Source organism: Rhodanobacter sp. T12-5, from assembly GCF_008329435.1.
GTDB lineage: Bacteria > Pseudomonadota > Gammaproteobacteria > Xanthomonadales > Rhodanobacteraceae > Rhodanobacter.
The window spans coordinates 25,862-41,912 of sequence record NZ_NPKN01000003.1 but is presented as its reverse complement, the minus strand read 5'-3'; the positions used below and the strand labels follow the sequence as shown (position 1 = coordinate 41,912).

The following is a 16,051-nucleotide window of genomic DNA, read 5'->3' as shown; positions in this document are numbered from 1 at the left end:
GGCTTCAACCGCTCCCACGACGCATTCGTGCCCCTACGCTTTTTTGCCACGCTCCATCATCGCCTTCAGGTCGGCAAACGGATTCCCGGTGGCCGCAGGCGCGTCATCCACCGCCATCACCCCGCCGCGCACATGGTCGATATGCCGCGAGTGCTCGTTGTCGTGGCAATACACGCACAGCAGCTCCCAGTTGCTGCCGTCGGGCGGGTTGTAGTCGTGGTCGTGGTTGCGGTGGTGCACGGTCAGTTCCTGCAGGTTCGCGCGGGTGAACTCGCGCGCGCAGCGGCCGCAGATCCACGGATACATCTTCAACGCCCGCTCGCGATAGCCCAGCTCGCGTTGCTCGGCGTTGCGCCGTGCCTCGGCCACGATGCGGTCGAGTTTGGCGTTGTCGATGGACGGCGGGTTCGGCATGGTCGGATTCCGTCAGGCAGCTTGATGGGGCGGACGATAGCGCAATCACCCGGCTCACGGCAGGCTTTCGGCGCCCTCCGCAGCCATACGGCAGCGTTCTCGTCTTTTCTTGCGTAACGGTATACTGAGCCGCTTCTGTGCTCCGATATGCCACGAATGAACCCAAACTTCCTCGATTTCGAACAACCCATTGCCGAACTGGACGCGAAGATCGAAGAGCTTCGCCACGCCAGCAGCGGCCAGGCGTTCAACATCGACGAGGAAGTCGGTCGCCTGCGCGAGAAGCTGAAGGTCAAGACCGCCGAGATCTTCCGCAACCTCAACTCGTGGCAGACCACCCAGCTGTCGCGCCACCCGGCGCGCCCGTACACGCTCGACTACATCGGCGTGATCTGCGAGGAATTCCACGAACTGGCCGGCGACCGCATGTACGCGGAAGACGCCGCCATCGTCGGCGGTCTCGGCCGCATCAACGGCCGGCCGGTGGTGATCATCGGCCACCAGAAAGGCCGCAACACCAAGGACAAGGTGCGTCGCAACTTCGGCATGCCGCGCCCCGAAGGCTACCGCAAGGCGCTGCGCCTGATGAAGATGGCCGAGCGTTTCGGCCTGCCCCTGCTGACCCTGATCGACACCCCCGGTGCCTACCCCGGCGTCGGCGCCGAGGAACGCGGCCAGAGCGAGGCGATCGCGCGCAACCTGCTGGAGATGGCCGAGCTGAAGGTGCCGATCGTGTGCACCGTGATCGGCGAAGGCGGTTCCGGCGGGGCACTGGCGATCGGCGTGGGCGACCGCACCAACATGCTGCAGTACTCGACCTATTCGGTGATCTCGCCCGAAGGCTGTGCCTCGATCCTGTGGAAGAGCCCGGACAAGGTCAAGGACGCCGCCGAAGCGCTCGGCATGACCGCGCCGCGCCTGCTCGAACTGGGCCTGGTCGACAAGCTGGTGCGCGAACCGCTCGGCGGCGCCCACCGCAATCCACGCTCGATGGCGATCCGATTGAAAGCCGTGCTGCTGAAGCAGCTCGACGAGCTGGAAGCCATGCCGATCGCCGACCTGCTGGAGCAGCGCTACAAGCGTCTGCGCAGCTACGGGGCGTATCAGGAGTAACGCGACTCCGATTCTTCCTGTGGGAGCGGCTTCAGCTGCGATGCTTTTCAGGCAACCGAAAAGCGTCGCGGCTGAAGCCGTTCCCATGGGTGCCCCAATCAGCCTGCGCCCAGCGCTACCATCGGTCCATCCTCTCCGTCGGATTTCGCCATGGCCCACGACACCACCAAGCTCGCCGTCCTGATCGATGCCGACAACGCCCGCCCGGCGATCGTCGAAGGGCTGCTGGCCGAGATCGCCAAGTACGGCACCGCGCACGTCAAGCGCATCTATGGCGACTGGACCAAGCCCGACCTCAACGGCTGGAAGGACGTGCTGCTGCGCCTCTCGATCCAGCCGATCCAGCAATTCCGCTACACCGTGGGCAAGAACGCCACCGACTCGGCGATGATCATCGATGCGATGGACCTGTTGTACGTCGGGCGCTTCGACGGTTTCTGCATCGTCTCCAGCGACAGCGATTTCACCCGGCTAGCCTCGCGCATCCGCGAATCGGGGTTGACCGTTTACGGTTTCGGCGAGCGCAAGACGCCCGAACCGTTTCGCACCGCCTGCGACAAGTTCATCTATACCGAGGTACTGGCCGGCACCACCGAGGCCGAGACCGAGGCCGCACCCAAGCAGCGCTCAGCGAAAGAATTGCGTGGCGATACGCACCTGATGAACCTGCTGCGCGGCGCCATCGAAGCGGCTTCGGACGATACCGGCTGGGCCGGGCTGGGTCCGATCGGCAGCATCATCAACAAGCAGTCGCCCGATTTCGATTCGCGCAACTACGGCTACGCCAAGCTCAGCGGACTGATCAAGGGCATCGGCCTGTTCGATACCGAGGAGCGCCACATCGGCAACGGCAAACACATTTACGTGCGACCTCGCGCCCCGAAGAAATGAGCGCTTCGAAGTGAGCGACCCGCTGCACCAGCACCTGCTCGCCGCACTGATGGCAGCACCGCCCGCGGCGTTGTGCGTGTCACTCAGCGGCGGACCCGATTCCAGCGCGCTGTTGCACGCGCTCGCGCAACTGCCCGACGCGCGTGCGCGCGGCCTGCGCGCGCTGCACGTCGATCACGGCCTGCAGGCCGACAGCGGGCAGTGGGCAGAACATTGTCGACGCTTCTGCTTCACTCTGGCGGTACCGTGCGACGTGCTTCGTGTGCAGGTCGACAGGCGCGACGGAATCGGGCTGGAGGCAGCCGCCCGCAATGCGCGCTACGGTGCACTCGCCGAGGCACTGCACGATGACGAGTGGCTGCTGCTCGGCCATCATCGCGACGACCAGGCCGAGACCGTATTGCTGAAACTGCTGCGCGGCGCCGGGCCCGATGCCCTGGGCGGCATGCACCTGCTGCGTCCGTTCGGCCGTGGTCAGCTCTGGCGTCCGTTGCTGACCCTGTCGCGCCAGCAGCTGCGTGACTACGTGGAAACGCACCGGCTCGATTGCATCGACGATCCCTCCAACGCCGATACGCGACTGGCGCGCAACCAGCTGCGCCATGAAATCTTGCCCCGGCTGAAACAACATTGGCCGCAGGCGGTGGATTCGATCCTGCACAGCGCCATGCTCTGCCGCGCCGCCGCCGACAGCCTGCGTACGCAATGGCTGGCTGCGTTCGATGTCCTGCACGATCCCGCCAGCGGCAGCCTGGACGCCGATGGCTGGCTGGCGCTGGCCAGGGCGCTGCGCGAACCGATGCTCGACCACTGGCTGCATGCGCGCGGCCTGCCCGCGCCCACCACCGCCCAGCGCCGGCAGATCGAACGTCAATGCAAGGCCCGCGCCGGGCGGCTGCCATGCATCCGCTGGACCGGTGCCGAGCTGCATGTCTGGAAAGGCCGGTTGTGGGCACTGCCGCCCGGGCAAGACGTGGATGCTGACTGGCAAGTACCCTGGCGCGGCGAGCCCATCGCCTTGCCCGACGGCGGCATATTGTCGCTGGCACCGGATGGCGCCCGGCTGGCCGAGCCATTGAACTTGCGCCTGCGTCGCGGCGGCGAACGCATCAAGCCCGACGGCAATGCACACACGCGCGAACTGCGCGACCTGTTCCAGCAGGCATCGATGCCGCCGTGGCAGCGCGCCGTCTGTCCGCTGCTGTATGCCGACGATGAGCTGGTGGCGGTGGCCGAACGCTGGATCAGCGCGCGTGGCGCCGCCATTTTCCGGCAGGCCGGCGCACGACCGCGGTGGCGTCCGGGACGCTGATCCACATCGCGCAAACCCCACGCGCAGATTGATTCCGGACGGTCGCTGCGTTAGCGTTGCGGGTCATGGCCAAGACCGTTCCCGCACCCGGCAAAACCCCGCCCGTCGTCGACTTCGAACACTCGCTCGACGAGCTGGAGCAACTGGTCGCGAAGATGGAAGGTGGTGAGCTGAGCCTCGACGAATCACTGGCTTCGTTCGAGCGCGGCATCGGGCTGTTCCGCCACTGCCAGCAGTCGCTGCAACAAGCCGAACTGCGCGTGCGCCTGCTGCTGGATCCCGATGCCCCCGACAACGCCCAACCGTTTGAACCCGAACTCTGAACTGGGTCCGGCGCTGCAGGCATTGGTGGCTCGTGCCGAACAGGCATTGAGCACCAGCCTGCCGCAAGCCGAGCACTCTCCCCCCGAGCTCCACCGTGCCATGCGCTACGCCGTGCTTGGCGGCGGCAAGCGGTTGCGCCCGCTGCTGGTCTACGCAACAGCGCAGGCGCTCGGCCAGGATGGTCCCCAACTCGATCCGGCGGCCTGCGCCGTGGAGCTGATCCATGCCTACTCGCTGGTGCACGACGACCTGCCCGCGATGGACGACGATGCGCTGCGCCGCGGCCGTCCGACCTGCCACATCGTGTTCGGCGAGGCGATGGCGATCCTGGCCGGCGATGCACTGCAGGCGCTGGCGTTCGAGTTGCTGGCAGACGACGCGACGCAGCGGATCGACGCCGCCACCGGCATGGCGATGCTGCGCGCACTGGGTCGCGCCTGCGGCGCCGAAGGCATGGCCGGCGGACAGGCGCTCGACCTCGCGGCCGTCGGCCGCAAACTGACACTGGCCGAACTCGAGCACATGCACGCCTGCAAGACCGGCGCCCTGATCCGCGCCTCGGTGCAACTGGGGGCGCTCATCAGCGGTGCCGATGCCGATACGCTGCAAGCGCTCGATCGCTATGCCAATGCGGTCGGGCTGGCCTTCCAGGTGCGCGACGACCTCCTCGACGTGGAAGGCGAATCGGCGGTGATCGGCAAGACCGCCGGCAAGGACGCCGCTGCCGACAAGCCCACCTTCCCCTCGATCATCGGCCTCGACGCCTCGCGCGCGCGGCTGGCCGAGCTGACCGACGACGCACTCGCCGCGATCGCGCCGCTGGGCCGGCCAGCCGCCCTGCTGCAGGAACTGGCGCACTACTCGGCCAGCCGGAAGCACTAACCTCGCCGCGCCGTTCCCGCACACAAGAATGTAGGAGCCCACTCGTGGGCGATGCTCTTCATGAGCAAACGCAAGAAGCATCGCCCACGAGTGGGCTCCTACCGATTGCAGCGTGCTACTTGATCAGACGCAACGTGAACGGATAGCGGTAACGCACGCCTTCGTTCGCCTTGATCGCCGCGATGATCGTGAACACCAGCCAGGCGATGCCGATGATGATCCACAGCGGTATCGCGATGACCAGGCCGATGCCGAGCGTCATCACCGTCAGCAGCAACAGGATCACGAACGCGATGGCCACGGTGATGTTGAAGTTCAGCGCTTCCTTGCCCTGATCGTCGACGAACGGCATGGTGTCTTTCTTTACCAGCCAGATGATCAGCGGGCCGATGAAGCAACCCCAGCCGCCACCGAAAGCGCCGGTCAGGATGGCGCCGAGCAGCGCGGACAGATGCGCGAACATCGCCCACTGCCGCTGATCGGCCGGGGGAGCCCCGTGCAGCGACGAATCGTCCGGCGGGGGCGGGATGACAGACTCGGGTGGAACGCTCATGCGTATCTCCTTAAGTCGAAAGTGCGGCGACAAGCACCGGCCCATTGCCGGTCGGGATGATGCTAGCAAGCCTTGGCCCGCTTTTCCGCAGTAATTTGCGCCGGCGTCGTCGATTCGCCCGGTCGCCTCATGCTGACCGGCAGCCCAGGCAGCGCCACCATCATCTCGACCACCATGGAAAGCATCGTCAACGTGATCGACTTCGGCATGAACCCGCAGCAGTCGATCGACGCGCCACGCATGCACCACCAGTGGTACCCGGAAGTCGTTTACGCCGAGGCGGGACTGCTTGCGCCGCAGTCACAGAAAACGCTCGAAGCGATGGGCCACACCTTCAAGGCGGTCGGGGCGATTGGCGCCGACGAGGCCATCATGATCGATCCGAAGACCGGCTTGCTGGAAGGCGCCAACGATCCTCGCCGCCCGGCCGGGAAAGCGGCGGGCTATTGATGCCTGATGCGTGAGGATGCCCCTGCTTTTCGCAGGGCAGGGACTGCCCACCCTGCGAAGGCACAAGCGACGGCATCGCACGCAGAGCCTCCAAAACCCGATGCGGTGTGCGCTTCCGCATTCGCAAAAAAACGCAGCTATTCGCCGGCCACCGTCATCCGCTCCAGAAGGATCGAACCGGTGAGGATGTGCGAGCGTGGGTCGATATCCGTGCCCACCGCGACGATGCCGGCGAACATCTCGCGCAGGTTCGCCGCGATGGTGATCCCTTCCACCGGATAAGCGACCTGGCCGTTCTCGACCCAGAAGCCGGCCGCACCGCGCGAATAATCGCCGGTGACGGTGGACACGCCCTGTCCCATCACCTCGGTCACCAGCAGGCCGCTGCCCAGGCGTTGCAGCATGCCTTCGAAATCGGTGCGCTCGCCGTCGGCCGCGCCCGGCTCCACGACCAGGTTGTGGATGCCACCGGCGTTGCCGGTCGACTCCAGCCCGAGCTTGCGCGCCGAATAGCTGCCCAGCACGTAACGCGCAAGCACACCGCCTTCGATCAACGCACTGTCGCGCGTGGCCACGCCCTCCGCATCGAAATTGCCCGAACCCTGGCCACGCGGCAGCCGCGGCTTTTCATTGATGTTGAGCCAAGCCGGCATCACCGGCTTGCCGACATGGTCGAGCAGGAAGCTGGCCTGGCGATACAGCGCGCCGCCGCTGACCGCGCCGAGCAGGTGACCGATCAACCCGCGCGCCAGCTCCGGCGCGAACAGCACCGGGCACTGCCGCGTCGACAGGCCGCGCGCGCCCATGCGCGCCAGCGTGCGTTCGGCTGCCTTGTCGCCGAGCGCCTGCGCGCTGATGAAATCGCCGGCGGCGCGCACGCTGTCGTACCAGTAGTCGCGCTGCATGCCGTCCTCGTCGCCGGCGATCAGCGCCAGCGACAGCGAATGCCGCGTGCCGCGCTCGCGTCCGACGAAGCCATGCGAGTTCGCGTACACCGACAGCCCCTGCCCGGCCTGCACGCTTGCGCCGTCGGAATTGCTGATGCCCGCATGCGCGCGGCCGGCCGCCTCGATGGCGATGCCCAGCTCGATCGCGCGTGTGGTGTCGATGTCCCACGGATGCCACAGGTCCAGGTCGGGGAATGACACTGCCATGCGCGCCGCATCGGCCAGTCCCGCGGCTGGATCAGCCTCGGTGAAGCGCGCGATCGCGCAGGCCTGCTCCAGCGTGGCCTGGATCGAGTCCGGGTGCAGGTCGGCGGTGCTGGCCGAGCCCTTGCGTTGGCCGAAGTACACGGTAAGCCCGAAACCGCGGTCGCGGGTGTGCTCCACCGTCTCCACCTCGCCCAGGCGCACGTTCACGCTCAAGCCCGTGTCGATGCTCGCCGCCACCTCGGCCTGGCTGGCACCGGCGGCGCGGGCGCGGCGGATCACGTCCTCGGCCAGCTCCGCCAGTCGATCGAGTTCATCCTGACTACGATCCGGCAGGTTGCGGTCCTGGCTGATGGCAACTTCGCTCACGGTTGGGGTTTCCTGGGAAATAGACGGGTAGAATAAGCGGTTCGCGACCGCCGACCCCAAAACGTGGGGGCGCGGCGGCGAAATGAAAAGAGCTGCGGAGAACGCCATGCAACCCACCGCCGGCATCTATCGCCACTACAAGGGTCAGCGCTACCGCGTGCTGGGCACTGCACACCACAGCGAAACGATGGAACCGCTGGTGGTCTACCAGGCGCTCTACGGCGATCACGGCCTGTGGGTACGCCCCGCCGCGATGTTCAGCGAGACCATCGAACTGGACGGCGAACCGATCGCCCGCTTCGCACTGGAGCAGGCCGATCCCGCCAACGACGATCGACACAGCTGATCACCGCCCCATTCCTGGAATTGAATACCGTGAGCCCGAGCCGCAGCCGCAACCAGACCGAACTCGACGAAGAAGACTACGGCCCCAGCCGCACCCAGAAGCGCCGCGAAGCCCTGGCCGTCCTGACACTGGCGCAACAACTGGTCGACCTGCAACCGAGCCGGCTGGCCAAGCTGGCGCTTCCGGACGACGTGCGCCACGAGATCGACGTCACCCGCCGCACCCCTTCCCACGGCGCGAAGAAGCGCCAGCTGGCCTTCCTCGCCAAGGTCATGCGCCGCTACGGCGACGAGGACTTCGCCGCGGTGCGCGCCGAACTCGGCGAGAACCGCGACAAGCAGCGCCAGGAAACCGCCGCGATGCATCGCCTCGAAGCAATGCGTGACCGGTTGATTGCCGAGGATGAAGCGGCATTGTCCGAACTGATCGCCGAGCATCCGCAGGTCGATCGCCAGCATTTGCGGTCGCTGGTACGGCAGGCGCGCGTGGAGAAGGACACGCCGAACAAGCCGCCAAAGGCCTATCGGGAAATTTTCCAGTTGTTGAAGGATCTGGCGCAGTCGGACGATTCGGCCGAGGGCTGACGCCCGCAACCCGATATCCGCAGGAGCCCGCTCGCGGGCTCCTGGGAGTTGTGAGGTTGAAAGCAAGAGCTTTGGTCTGCCTTCGGCAGCCGAGGCACTTCTCTTTGGCTTTTCCAACAGAGAAGTACCCAAGAGAAAACGACACCCCGCCTGGCGCTTGCCGGGCATCGGGCAACCGCTCCTGCGTTGTCTCAACCCGGGCAGCCATGCCCTCGCCATGCCCACCAAGTCCGGGGAGACATTTCGGTCGACTCCGCAGGGCTGTTGTCGTCGTGACGAGCGGCGCAAACACCTCTTCGTGCCAGTTCGTTTTTCACCCATCAGCCAGTTGTCCGGAACCACTACTTCCGCGATGCCCCATGGTCTTGGTGCAGCGCCTGCGGATGCTGACGGCTATCGACCCCAAACGGACAGAATGGCCGAGACCCGCTGCAAACTCTCCCGGAGTATTGTCGATTTCCGATCATCAGCTTCGTCGTCAGTGCATTCCCACCCAAAGGATCTCCCATGAAATACCTCGGCCTGGCCTACTTCACCCCCGAAAAATTCGCCGCGATGGAGCCAGGCGATGTCAAGGATTTGGTGAGCCAATGCCCGGCATTGGACGAGAAGATGCGCGCTACCGGCAAGGTTCTGGTTTCCGCGTCGCTTGGCGACCTGGACAGCTGGAGGACGCTTCGCCCGCGCAACGGCAAGACGCAGGTCACCGATGGGCCTTACGCCGAGTCGAAGGAAGTGGTGGGCGGACTGTTCATCATCGAGGCGGACAGCCGCGACGAGGCGCTGCGCATCGCATCCATGCACCCGGCCGCCACGCTGGGCGAAGAATGCGGATGGGCCATCGAGCTTATCCCCATGGATTTCTACCTGGCCCAATGATGGCTTGGGCGCCCGCATCAAAAATGCTTTGGGCTCCTTTCTCCACAAACATCTTTACGGCTTCGTGAGTCATCGCGGCAATGTCTGACCGAAAGCAGGCACTCACCCCTAGGCGGATTTTCCATCCAACGCCAAGAGCCCTCCAGCTCTCGCAACCGCGCAGCGGTTGAGTACCGGGTGCGGGCCGGGATGGCCCGCTGCTCCAGCCAGGGCCGCTGTGCTGCGGTGAGGCGGGGTCGACCGGCCGCACAGCAATTGCACATGGGCCAAATACAACGCGGGCGCCCTCCTCTCGGCGGACGCCCGCGCGACGCATCGCGGGAGCTACAGCCCCGCGTTCAACGCACTAACGATGCTGCTGCCGAATCCGCTGGCGTAGTCCCAGCCGACCGTCGCGGTCTCGCCGCCATTGCTGCCGGAGGTGATGTCGTGATAGCTGGCGGTGGACACGGTGTACAGGTGCGGTGCCGCGAAGCCCAGACCCGGATGGGCCGCCAGCATGCGGGCCCAGGTGGCGGCGAACAGCGGCGCCGCCAGGCTAGTGCCGCCGTACTGTGCGTTGCTGCCGTTGACGATGATGATGGCGCCCGAATTCGGGTCGGCATCGAAAGCCACGTCGGCCACGTCGCGGGTAGTGCCGCCGCCCTGTGTCTGCCAGCTCGGTTTCGCCTCCACCGTGCTGGGACTGCCGCCTGCACCGCTCCACAGCGTCTCGCTCACCCAGCTGTTCGACGTGCCGGTGCTCAGGGAGGTGCCGCTCACCGCCACCACATACGGCGAACTGGCCGGATAGCTCGGCGTGGTGCCGGTCGGCTTCTTGGTGCACTCGTTCGAGCCGGAGTCGCCGGTGGAGATGGAGAACGTCTGCCCCTGCGCCACACCCAGAGCGAAGATCTGGTCGTCCGCCGCCATCGAGCCGTCCTGATAGGCGCTGGTCTCGCACTCGCCGAGCGACACGTTGATGACCTGAGCCTGGTTGTCGCTGACCACCTTGTTGAACGCTGCGGTGAGCGCGCTGTTGGTCAGCGAATTGGCGGCGTAGAAGATCAGCTTGCCGACGCCGCCGGACATACCGACGATATCCTGGCTGTCCAGATCCCATTCGGGCGTACCGCTGGTATCCGTACCCGGCGTACCCACGGTCACCACCTGGGTGTTCACCGCAGGCAGGCCGTTGGTGGTGGTGAACTGGTTGAGATCCTTCAGCGGCTGCGTCATGTCGCCGTCGCTGATGATGCCCACGGTGATGGTGGAAGCCGTGGGTGTGCCACCAGCGCCGTAGATGCTCGCGAAGGTGGTCGGGTTGTGACCCACCAAGGTAGCACCGCCGCCACCGCCCGGCTTGCCCTTCTCCACGCGCCCCTGGGAGGAGGCCGCAACGATCATGGTGTGCGGATGCGATACGGTTTGCAGACCACTCACCGACAGCACGACATCCGCCAGCGCGGCCGGCACCTTGGCATCGTCGATGTTGGCGTACGCGGCGCGACCGTGTTCATCGGTAGTCTTGACGAAACGCGTACCGAACGCCGCCTTCGCGTTGGTGGCGGTACCGTCCGCCGAAACCAGCAGGCGGTTGGCGGAGACGCTGACGTTGGTGAAGCCGGACCGACTCAGGTAATCGGCCACGGCCTGCGCCTGCGCCTGGCTCGGCAGGAAATTCGCGGCCACATCGCCCGCCTGCAGCTTGGCGCGGAACAGCGGGCTGGCCGGGTTGTGCGCAGCGGCGATGAAATCGTCGAGCGCGCCCTTGTTCTGGATCTTCAACGCCACCTGCACGTGCAGCGGCATGTCGAATGCCACCAGGTCACCCATGTTCACCGACGCGGCCGGCACGTGGGCGTGTGTGGACGTCGTTCTCCAGGTTGCATCGACGCCGGCCGCCGTTGCGACCGTGGACGCCAGCGCCCAGATTGCCCCCATCGCCAAGCACAGCGAAGTCTTCTTCATCTGCATGGTTCATCCCCGAATTGATGGTGCGAACAGAAAAATCCCGGTCGCCAACGGGCCGGAATCCCATGACGCGGCCGTGGGTCCCCCCGGACAAATTCCCGACCGCGCCAGCGTTCGACGCTAACACGCCGCGGCTTCCAATGATCCGTGCGCCCGTCAAAAAAATGGAATCAAATAATTGATTCGCAATACATTACGTAATCGCAGGAACTGGCGACTAATCCGCCGCCACATCCGAACCCGACTTGCTGCGCGTACGCCAGACCTGTCCACGGGCGGCGCCCCCTGGCCTGTCTCCAACCCTTCGCTCCGGATGCAGCCGAGGCTGCCGCGCACAAGGTCGTGTCGCAGCAAACGCCTGCGACTTCACCCGGGGCGAATGGATCTTCCTGCCGGCGGCGAGTTTGCTGCGCTTCGGTGCACGGGCGCGACGCCGCGGTTCAGATCGCCAGCCACACGTAAAAGTAGAGCGTGTTGTTGGCACTGGCGTTGCGCCCTGCCCCGTCGATGTTGTGCACCAGTCCGCTGAAGCGCGTGAAGTAGGTGTACTGCAGGCCCAACCGCACGTTGACCCAGGGCTGTCGCCACGAAGTGGGCTGGCCGAACGGCGCGTAGTTGAGCTCGATGGATTCACCGCGGGTATCCGGCGAGCCGTTGTTGCCGTACAGGGTGATGTCGTTGCTGCCGTTATCGATGAACGATGCCAGGGTCACACCATAGGTCTGCCGGTACCAGTAACTGACCTTGAGGTTGAACGCCTGCAGGCTGTTGTGCAGATGATCGGCGCCGCCGTCGGCGTAGGTGGCGTCCAGGCGTTGCTGCTCGTGCACGTACAGTGCGCCCGCGGTGAAGCTGTGGTCGGCATTGACGTATCGGTAGCTGGAGTCCAGCCCGACATCGCGAAAGCGGTCCGTTGGCCCGGCCACGGGTACCGCGTCGCCGGCGAGGTTGGTGCCGGCCAGGCCGCGGCGCATGCTCAGCAAGAAGCCACCGACGGTGAGGTCGCCCTTGGGCAGGCTCCAGGTGTAGGCCGCCCGCGCGTATGGCGTGATCCCGCTCAGGCGGCCGTCGTAGTCCGCATTGACGTGGCGCAGGAACGCCGGCGACAGCGAGCGATAGCCGCCGGCCTCCAGGTGCCAGGCGCCGTCCAGTTGCACGTAGGCACTGGCGCCGATCACCTGACCACCCAAGCCGCCGAACAGCATCGGCTGGGCCGGAGCGCCTGGCGCCAGGTCCGCCGACATGTATGGGTACATCCACGCCGGCGCGGTGTTGAACACATCGCTGACGGTGGGGTTGTTGTTGATCGTGACACCCCAGATACCGGTGTGGCGGCCGCGGCTGAACATGCGCGCGTAACGCAGGTCCACGTTGTCCCAGCCAAGCAGCCGGCCGTTTTCGGAATAGGTGGCCTGGGCGAAGACGCCGATGTGCTCGCTCAGCCGCCCGGCGAGGAACACCGAGGCCTGCTGCAGCTCGGTGTTGTCGTTGCTGCCGAAGCCCTTGGCGGGAGCATCGGTCTGAGCCTTCTGCGTATGCGTGAACGACTCCACCAGCATCGCCGACAGCGGCAACTCCTTCGCGTCGCCGACCTTCATGGTGTAGCCCATCAGCTTGAACTGTCGCCCGAACGCGGTGAGCTCCGGCCCGAAGGCACCGACGTGACACGCCACGCAGGCGAGTTGGGTTTGCCGTGCGTACGAGGGCAATGCCAGCGCCAGGGTGGGCACGACCGCCAGCCACGCCAGCACCGCCAGCAACGCCCAGCGCCGCAGCAGGCGCATGGACACGAACCGGCCACCAGCGTGGCCCTTGCAATGACCGTTCATGCGCATCCACTCCGTCGCCGGGAAGAATGTCGCCAGCCTGAGCTGATGGATGCACGACGTGTTGACTTCGATCAAGTAATCCGATGAACGGCGCGGCGCCGTTTCGCCGCGGCAGGTCGCCACCACGGTCGCCATGCGCCGACGCGCAAATACTTTCGAACCCGCGGAATCATGCCGCCGGCGAACGAACAGACCCGCGCGGCTACGACGCGGTGCCGCCCACCGTCATCGAGTCGATCTTCAGCGTCGGCTGGCCCACGCCGACGGGCACGCTCTGCCCGTCCTTGCCGCACACGCCCACGCCTTCGTCCAGCGCCAGGTCGTTGCCGATCATCGAGACGCGGTTGAGCACATCCGGACCTGAGCCAATCAACGTGGCTCCCTTCACCGGACGCGTGATCTTGCCGTCCTCGATCAGGTACGCCTCGCTGGCGGAGAAGGTGAACTTGCCGTTGGTGATGTCGACCTGGCCGCCGCCGAAGTTCGGCGCGTACAGGCCCTTCTTCACCGAGCGGATGATCTCGGCCGGGTCGTGCTGGCCGGCCCGCATGTAGGTATTGGTCATGCGCGGCATCGGCAGCGCAGTGAACGACTCGCGGCGGCCGTTGCCGGTCGGCGCCATGCCCATCAGGCGGGCGTTGAGCTTGTCCTGCATATAGCCTTTTAGAATGCCATCCTCGATCAGGGTGGTGCATTCGGTCGGCGTGCCTTCGTCGTCGATGCTGAGCGAACCGCGGCGGCCAACCAGGGTGCCGTCGTCGACGATGGTGACGCCCTTCGCCGCCACGCGCTGGCCGATGCGGCCGGAGAACGCGGAGCTGCCCTTGCGGTTGAAGTCGCCTTCCAGGCCGTGGCCGATCGCCTCGTGCAGCAGCACGCCTGGCCAGCCGGGGCCGAGCACCACGGTCATCTGGCCGGCCGGCGCGTCGACCGAATCCAGGTTGACCAGCGCCTGGCGTACCGCTTCGTCGGCGAACGCCAGCGCGCGGCCGTTCTCGATCAGCTCGCGATAGCCGTAGCGGCCGCCGCCGCCGGAGTAACCCTGCTCGCGCCGGCCGTTCTGCTCGGCGATCACCTGGATGTTGATGCGCACCAGCGGGCGCACGTCGGCGGCCAGGGTGCCGTCGGAGGCGGCGATCAGGATGGTGTCCATGGTCGCGGCGAGGCTGACGATGACCTGCTTGATGCGCGGGTCGCGTGAGCGCGCGTACGCGTCGACCTCGCGCAGCAGGGCGATCTTGTCGGGGTTGGGCAGGCTTTCGACCGGATCGATCGCCGGATACAGCGCGCGGGCGTTGTGCAGCGCCAGCGGCCGACCGGCGCCATTGCCGTCGTGGGCGATGGCGCGCGCGGCTTTCGATGCCTCCAGCAATTGCGGCAGCACGATCTCGTCGGAATAGGCAAAGCCAGTCTTTTCGCCGGACATGGCGCGCACGCCAACGCCCTGCTCGATCGAGTGGCTGCCGTCCTTGACGATGCCTTCCTCCAGCGTCCACGACTCGCTGCGCGAATGCTGGAAGTACAGGTCGGCGGCGTCGATCGACGGGCCCATCAGCTGGGTGAACACACGGTCGAGGTCGCCGGTGGCGATGCCGCCGGGGGACAACAGCTTGCTTTCGGCGAGGGCGATCAATGAATCCATGGGGTATCAGCTTGTCTGCGGTCGATCCGGAACTATCCCACATGGGGCTGGCGCCGACAGCTTTAAAGTCCGGGCGCGGTACCATGCGGGCAGTGCCAGCCGGCGCCTGACGTGAAGGATCACCCATGAGCGAACAGTCGAAACGCGGAGCTGCCCGCGAAGCCATCGAACGTGCCGTGAAGGCGCCGGTGGCGGAAACCCGCGAGCTCCTGCATCGCGACGGCGAGTTGAAGCCGGGGCTGGGCAAGCTCAGTGGCGTGATCGCCCTGTCGCTGGGCTTTCTCTGCCTGCTGGCGGTGCTCGCCTTCCACTTTCCGCAATACCTGACCACGCCGGATCTTCGCCACAAATATTCGGTGGACGTGCTGCGCCAGGTGCTGCTGATCGGACTGCTGGTGGCCGGCGGCATCTCGCTGGGCAACGTGATCCTTGGCCGCCAGCGCAACCTCAACATCGTGGCGTTCGCGCTGGTGATCGCCGCGGTGGCGCTGGGCGGCTCGCGCGTGCCGGTGGGCGAGTTTCCCGACCACACGCCATACCTCGGGCTGGACTGGTTCATCCTCGACCTGCTCGGCTCGACGCTGATCTTCGTGGTGATCGAGAAGCTGTTTCCGCTGTACCGGGGCCAGGCGATCTTCCGCAAGGAATGGCAGACCGACCTGAAGCATTTTGCGGTGAACCATTTCATCGTGGGGCTGGCGCTGCTCACGGTGAACTTCCTGCTGCACCATCTGTTCGGCTGGCTGGTCAGCAGCAACTTCCAGCAGGCCGTACGCGACATCCCGTTCCTGCCGCAGCTGCTGCTGTGCGTGCTGGTGGCCGACCTGGCGCAATACTGGACGCACCGTGCGTATCACGAGGTGCCCTTCCTGTGGCGCTTCCACGCGGTGCACCACAGCGTGAAGACGATGGACTGGCTGGCCGGCTCGCGCCAGCACATGCTGGAGCTGATCGCCACCCGCGTGTGCGTGCTGGCGCCGCTGTACATCCTCGGCTTTTCCGAGGCAGCGATGAACGGTTACATCCTGATCGTGGGTTTCCAGGCGGTGTTCAACCACGCCAACGTGCACCTGCCGTGGGGACCGTTGAAATACGTGCTGGTGACGCCGGACTTCCACCACTGGCACCACGCCTCCGACGACGAGGCGATCGACAAAAACTACGCCGCGCACTATGCGTTCCTCGACTACCTGTTCGGCACCGCGGTGAAGTCGACGAAGAAGTTTCCGGAGCTCTACGGCGTGGTCGGCGACTACATGCCCGACGGTTTCGTGAAGCAGCAATTGTTTCCGTTCCGCGGCCGCACCAAGTCGGCGGAAGCAGCGCCAGCGCCGAAGGGGCCGGAGCGCTACTGACCGG

The 16,051-nt window shown here is 65.9% G+C and carries 16 protein-coding genes; 10 read left to right on the top strand and 6 right to left on the bottom strand.

What is annotated here, in order from left to right:
• Nucleotides 1–33 precede the first annotated feature (33 nt).
• Nucleotides 34–414: a YajD family HNH nuclease gene (locus tag CIW53_RS08260; protein ID WP_149364247.1), complete on the bottom strand. Its 381-nt coding sequence runs from the start codon at nt 412–414 to the stop codon at nt 34–36.
• Between the two features lie 156 nt (nt 415–570).
• Here CIW53_RS08260 and CIW53_RS08255 point away from each other — a divergent pair, with 156 nt between their 5' ends.
• The 5 genes from CIW53_RS08255 (at nt 571) to CIW53_RS08235 (ending at nt 4,936) form a co-directional block, all read left to right on the top strand.
• A complete protein-coding gene (locus CIW53_RS08255) occupies nt 571–1,527 on the top strand; it encodes an acetyl-CoA carboxylase carboxyltransferase subunit alpha (RefSeq protein WP_149364246.1) in 957 nt (318 codons plus the stop codon).
• 150 nt (nt 1,528–1,677) lie between these two features.
• Nucleotides 1,678–2,418, top strand: coding sequence for an NYN domain-containing protein (locus tag CIW53_RS08250; RefSeq protein WP_149364245.1), 741 nt, complete (start codon nt 1,678–1,680; stop codon nt 2,416–2,418).
• Between the two features lie 10 nt (nt 2,419–2,428).
• A complete protein-coding gene (gene tilS, locus CIW53_RS08245) occupies nt 2,429–3,730 on the top strand; it encodes a tRNA lysidine(34) synthetase TilS (protein ID WP_149364244.1) in 1,302 nt (433 codons plus the stop codon).
• 65 nt (nt 3,731–3,795) lie between these two features.
• On the top strand, nt 3,796–4,053 hold the full coding sequence (locus tag CIW53_RS08240) for an exodeoxyribonuclease VII small subunit (RefSeq protein ID WP_149364243.1): 258 nt from the start codon (nt 3,796–3,798) through the stop codon (nt 4,051–4,053).
• Entirely contained in the window at nt 4,037–4,936 is a 900-nt protein-coding gene (locus tag CIW53_RS08235) for a polyprenyl synthetase family protein (protein WP_149364242.1), read from the top strand. The genes CIW53_RS08240 and CIW53_RS08235 overlap by 17 nt, the downstream gene beginning before the upstream one ends.
• Nucleotides 4,937–5,051: 115 nt before the next feature.
• Here CIW53_RS08235 and CIW53_RS08230 read toward each other — a convergent pair whose 3' ends face one another.
• On the bottom strand, nt 5,052–5,489 hold the full coding sequence (locus tag CIW53_RS08230; protein WP_149364241.1) for a DUF4870 domain-containing protein: 438 nt from the start codon (nt 5,487–5,489) through the stop codon (nt 5,052–5,054).
• Nucleotides 5,490–5,561: 72 nt separating this feature from the next.
• On the opposite strand from CIW53_RS08230, the gene CIW53_RS08225 reads away from it, so the two are divergent.
• Complete coding sequence (locus CIW53_RS08225; RefSeq protein ID WP_277949628.1) at nt 5,562–5,939, top strand: gamma-glutamyltransferase; 378 nt, start codon at nt 5,562–5,564, stop codon at nt 5,937–5,939.
• A gap of 137 nt (nt 5,940–6,076) precedes the next feature.
• Here the strand turns inward: CIW53_RS08225 and pmbA are convergent, their stop codons facing one another.
• Nucleotides 6,077–7,459, bottom strand: a complete 1,383-nt coding sequence (gene pmbA / locus CIW53_RS08220) for a metalloprotease PmbA (protein WP_149364239.1) — start codon at nt 7,457–7,459, stop codon at nt 6,077–6,079.
• A 106-nt stretch (nt 7,460–7,565) separates the two neighbouring features.
• On the opposite strand from pmbA, the gene CIW53_RS08215 reads away from it, so the two are divergent.
• The 3 genes from CIW53_RS08215 (at nt 7,566) to CIW53_RS08205 (ending at nt 9,268) form a co-directional block, all read left to right on the top strand.
• Nucleotides 7,566–7,805, top strand: a complete 240-nt coding sequence (locus CIW53_RS08215; protein ID WP_149364238.1) for a DUF1653 domain-containing protein — start codon at nt 7,566–7,568, stop codon at nt 7,803–7,805.
• Nucleotides 7,806–7,834: 29 nt separating this feature from the next.
• Nucleotides 7,835–8,389, top strand: a complete 555-nt coding sequence (yjgA, locus tag CIW53_RS08210) for a ribosome biogenesis factor YjgA (protein WP_149364237.1) — start codon at nt 7,835–7,837, stop codon at nt 8,387–8,389.
• A gap of 507 nt (nt 8,390–8,896) precedes the next feature.
• Nucleotides 8,897–9,268: a YciI family protein gene (locus CIW53_RS08205; protein WP_149364236.1), complete on the top strand. Its 372-nt coding sequence runs from the start codon at nt 8,897–8,899 to the stop codon at nt 9,266–9,268.
• 324 nt (nt 9,269–9,592) lie between these two features.
• Here the strand turns inward: CIW53_RS08205 and CIW53_RS08200 are convergent, their stop codons facing one another.
• The 3 genes from CIW53_RS08200 to tldD all read right to left on the bottom strand — a co-directional run bounded on the left by CIW53_RS08200 (nt 9,593) and on the right by tldD (nt 14,692).
• Complete coding sequence (locus CIW53_RS08200; protein WP_149364235.1) at nt 9,593–11,224, bottom strand: S53 family peptidase; 1,632 nt, start codon at nt 11,222–11,224, stop codon at nt 9,593–9,595.
• 437 nt (nt 11,225–11,661) lie between these two features.
• Entirely contained in the window at nt 11,662–13,050 is a 1,389-nt protein-coding gene (locus CIW53_RS08195; protein WP_242451827.1) for a cytochrome C, read from the bottom strand.
• Between the two features lie 202 nt (nt 13,051–13,252).
• Nucleotides 13,253–14,692 carry a metalloprotease TldD gene (tldD, locus tag CIW53_RS08190; protein WP_149364234.1) on the bottom strand — a complete coding sequence of 480 codons (1,440 nt, stop codon included), beginning with the start codon at nt 14,690–14,692 and terminating at the stop codon, nt 13,253–13,255.
• A 125-nt stretch (nt 14,693–14,817) separates the two neighbouring features.
• On the opposite strand from tldD, the gene CIW53_RS08185 reads away from it, so the two are divergent.
• Complete coding sequence (locus CIW53_RS08185) at nt 14,818–16,047, top strand: sterol desaturase family protein (RefSeq protein WP_149364233.1); 1,230 nt, start codon at nt 14,818–14,820, stop codon at nt 16,045–16,047.
• Nucleotides 16,048–16,051: the final 4 nt, after the last annotated feature.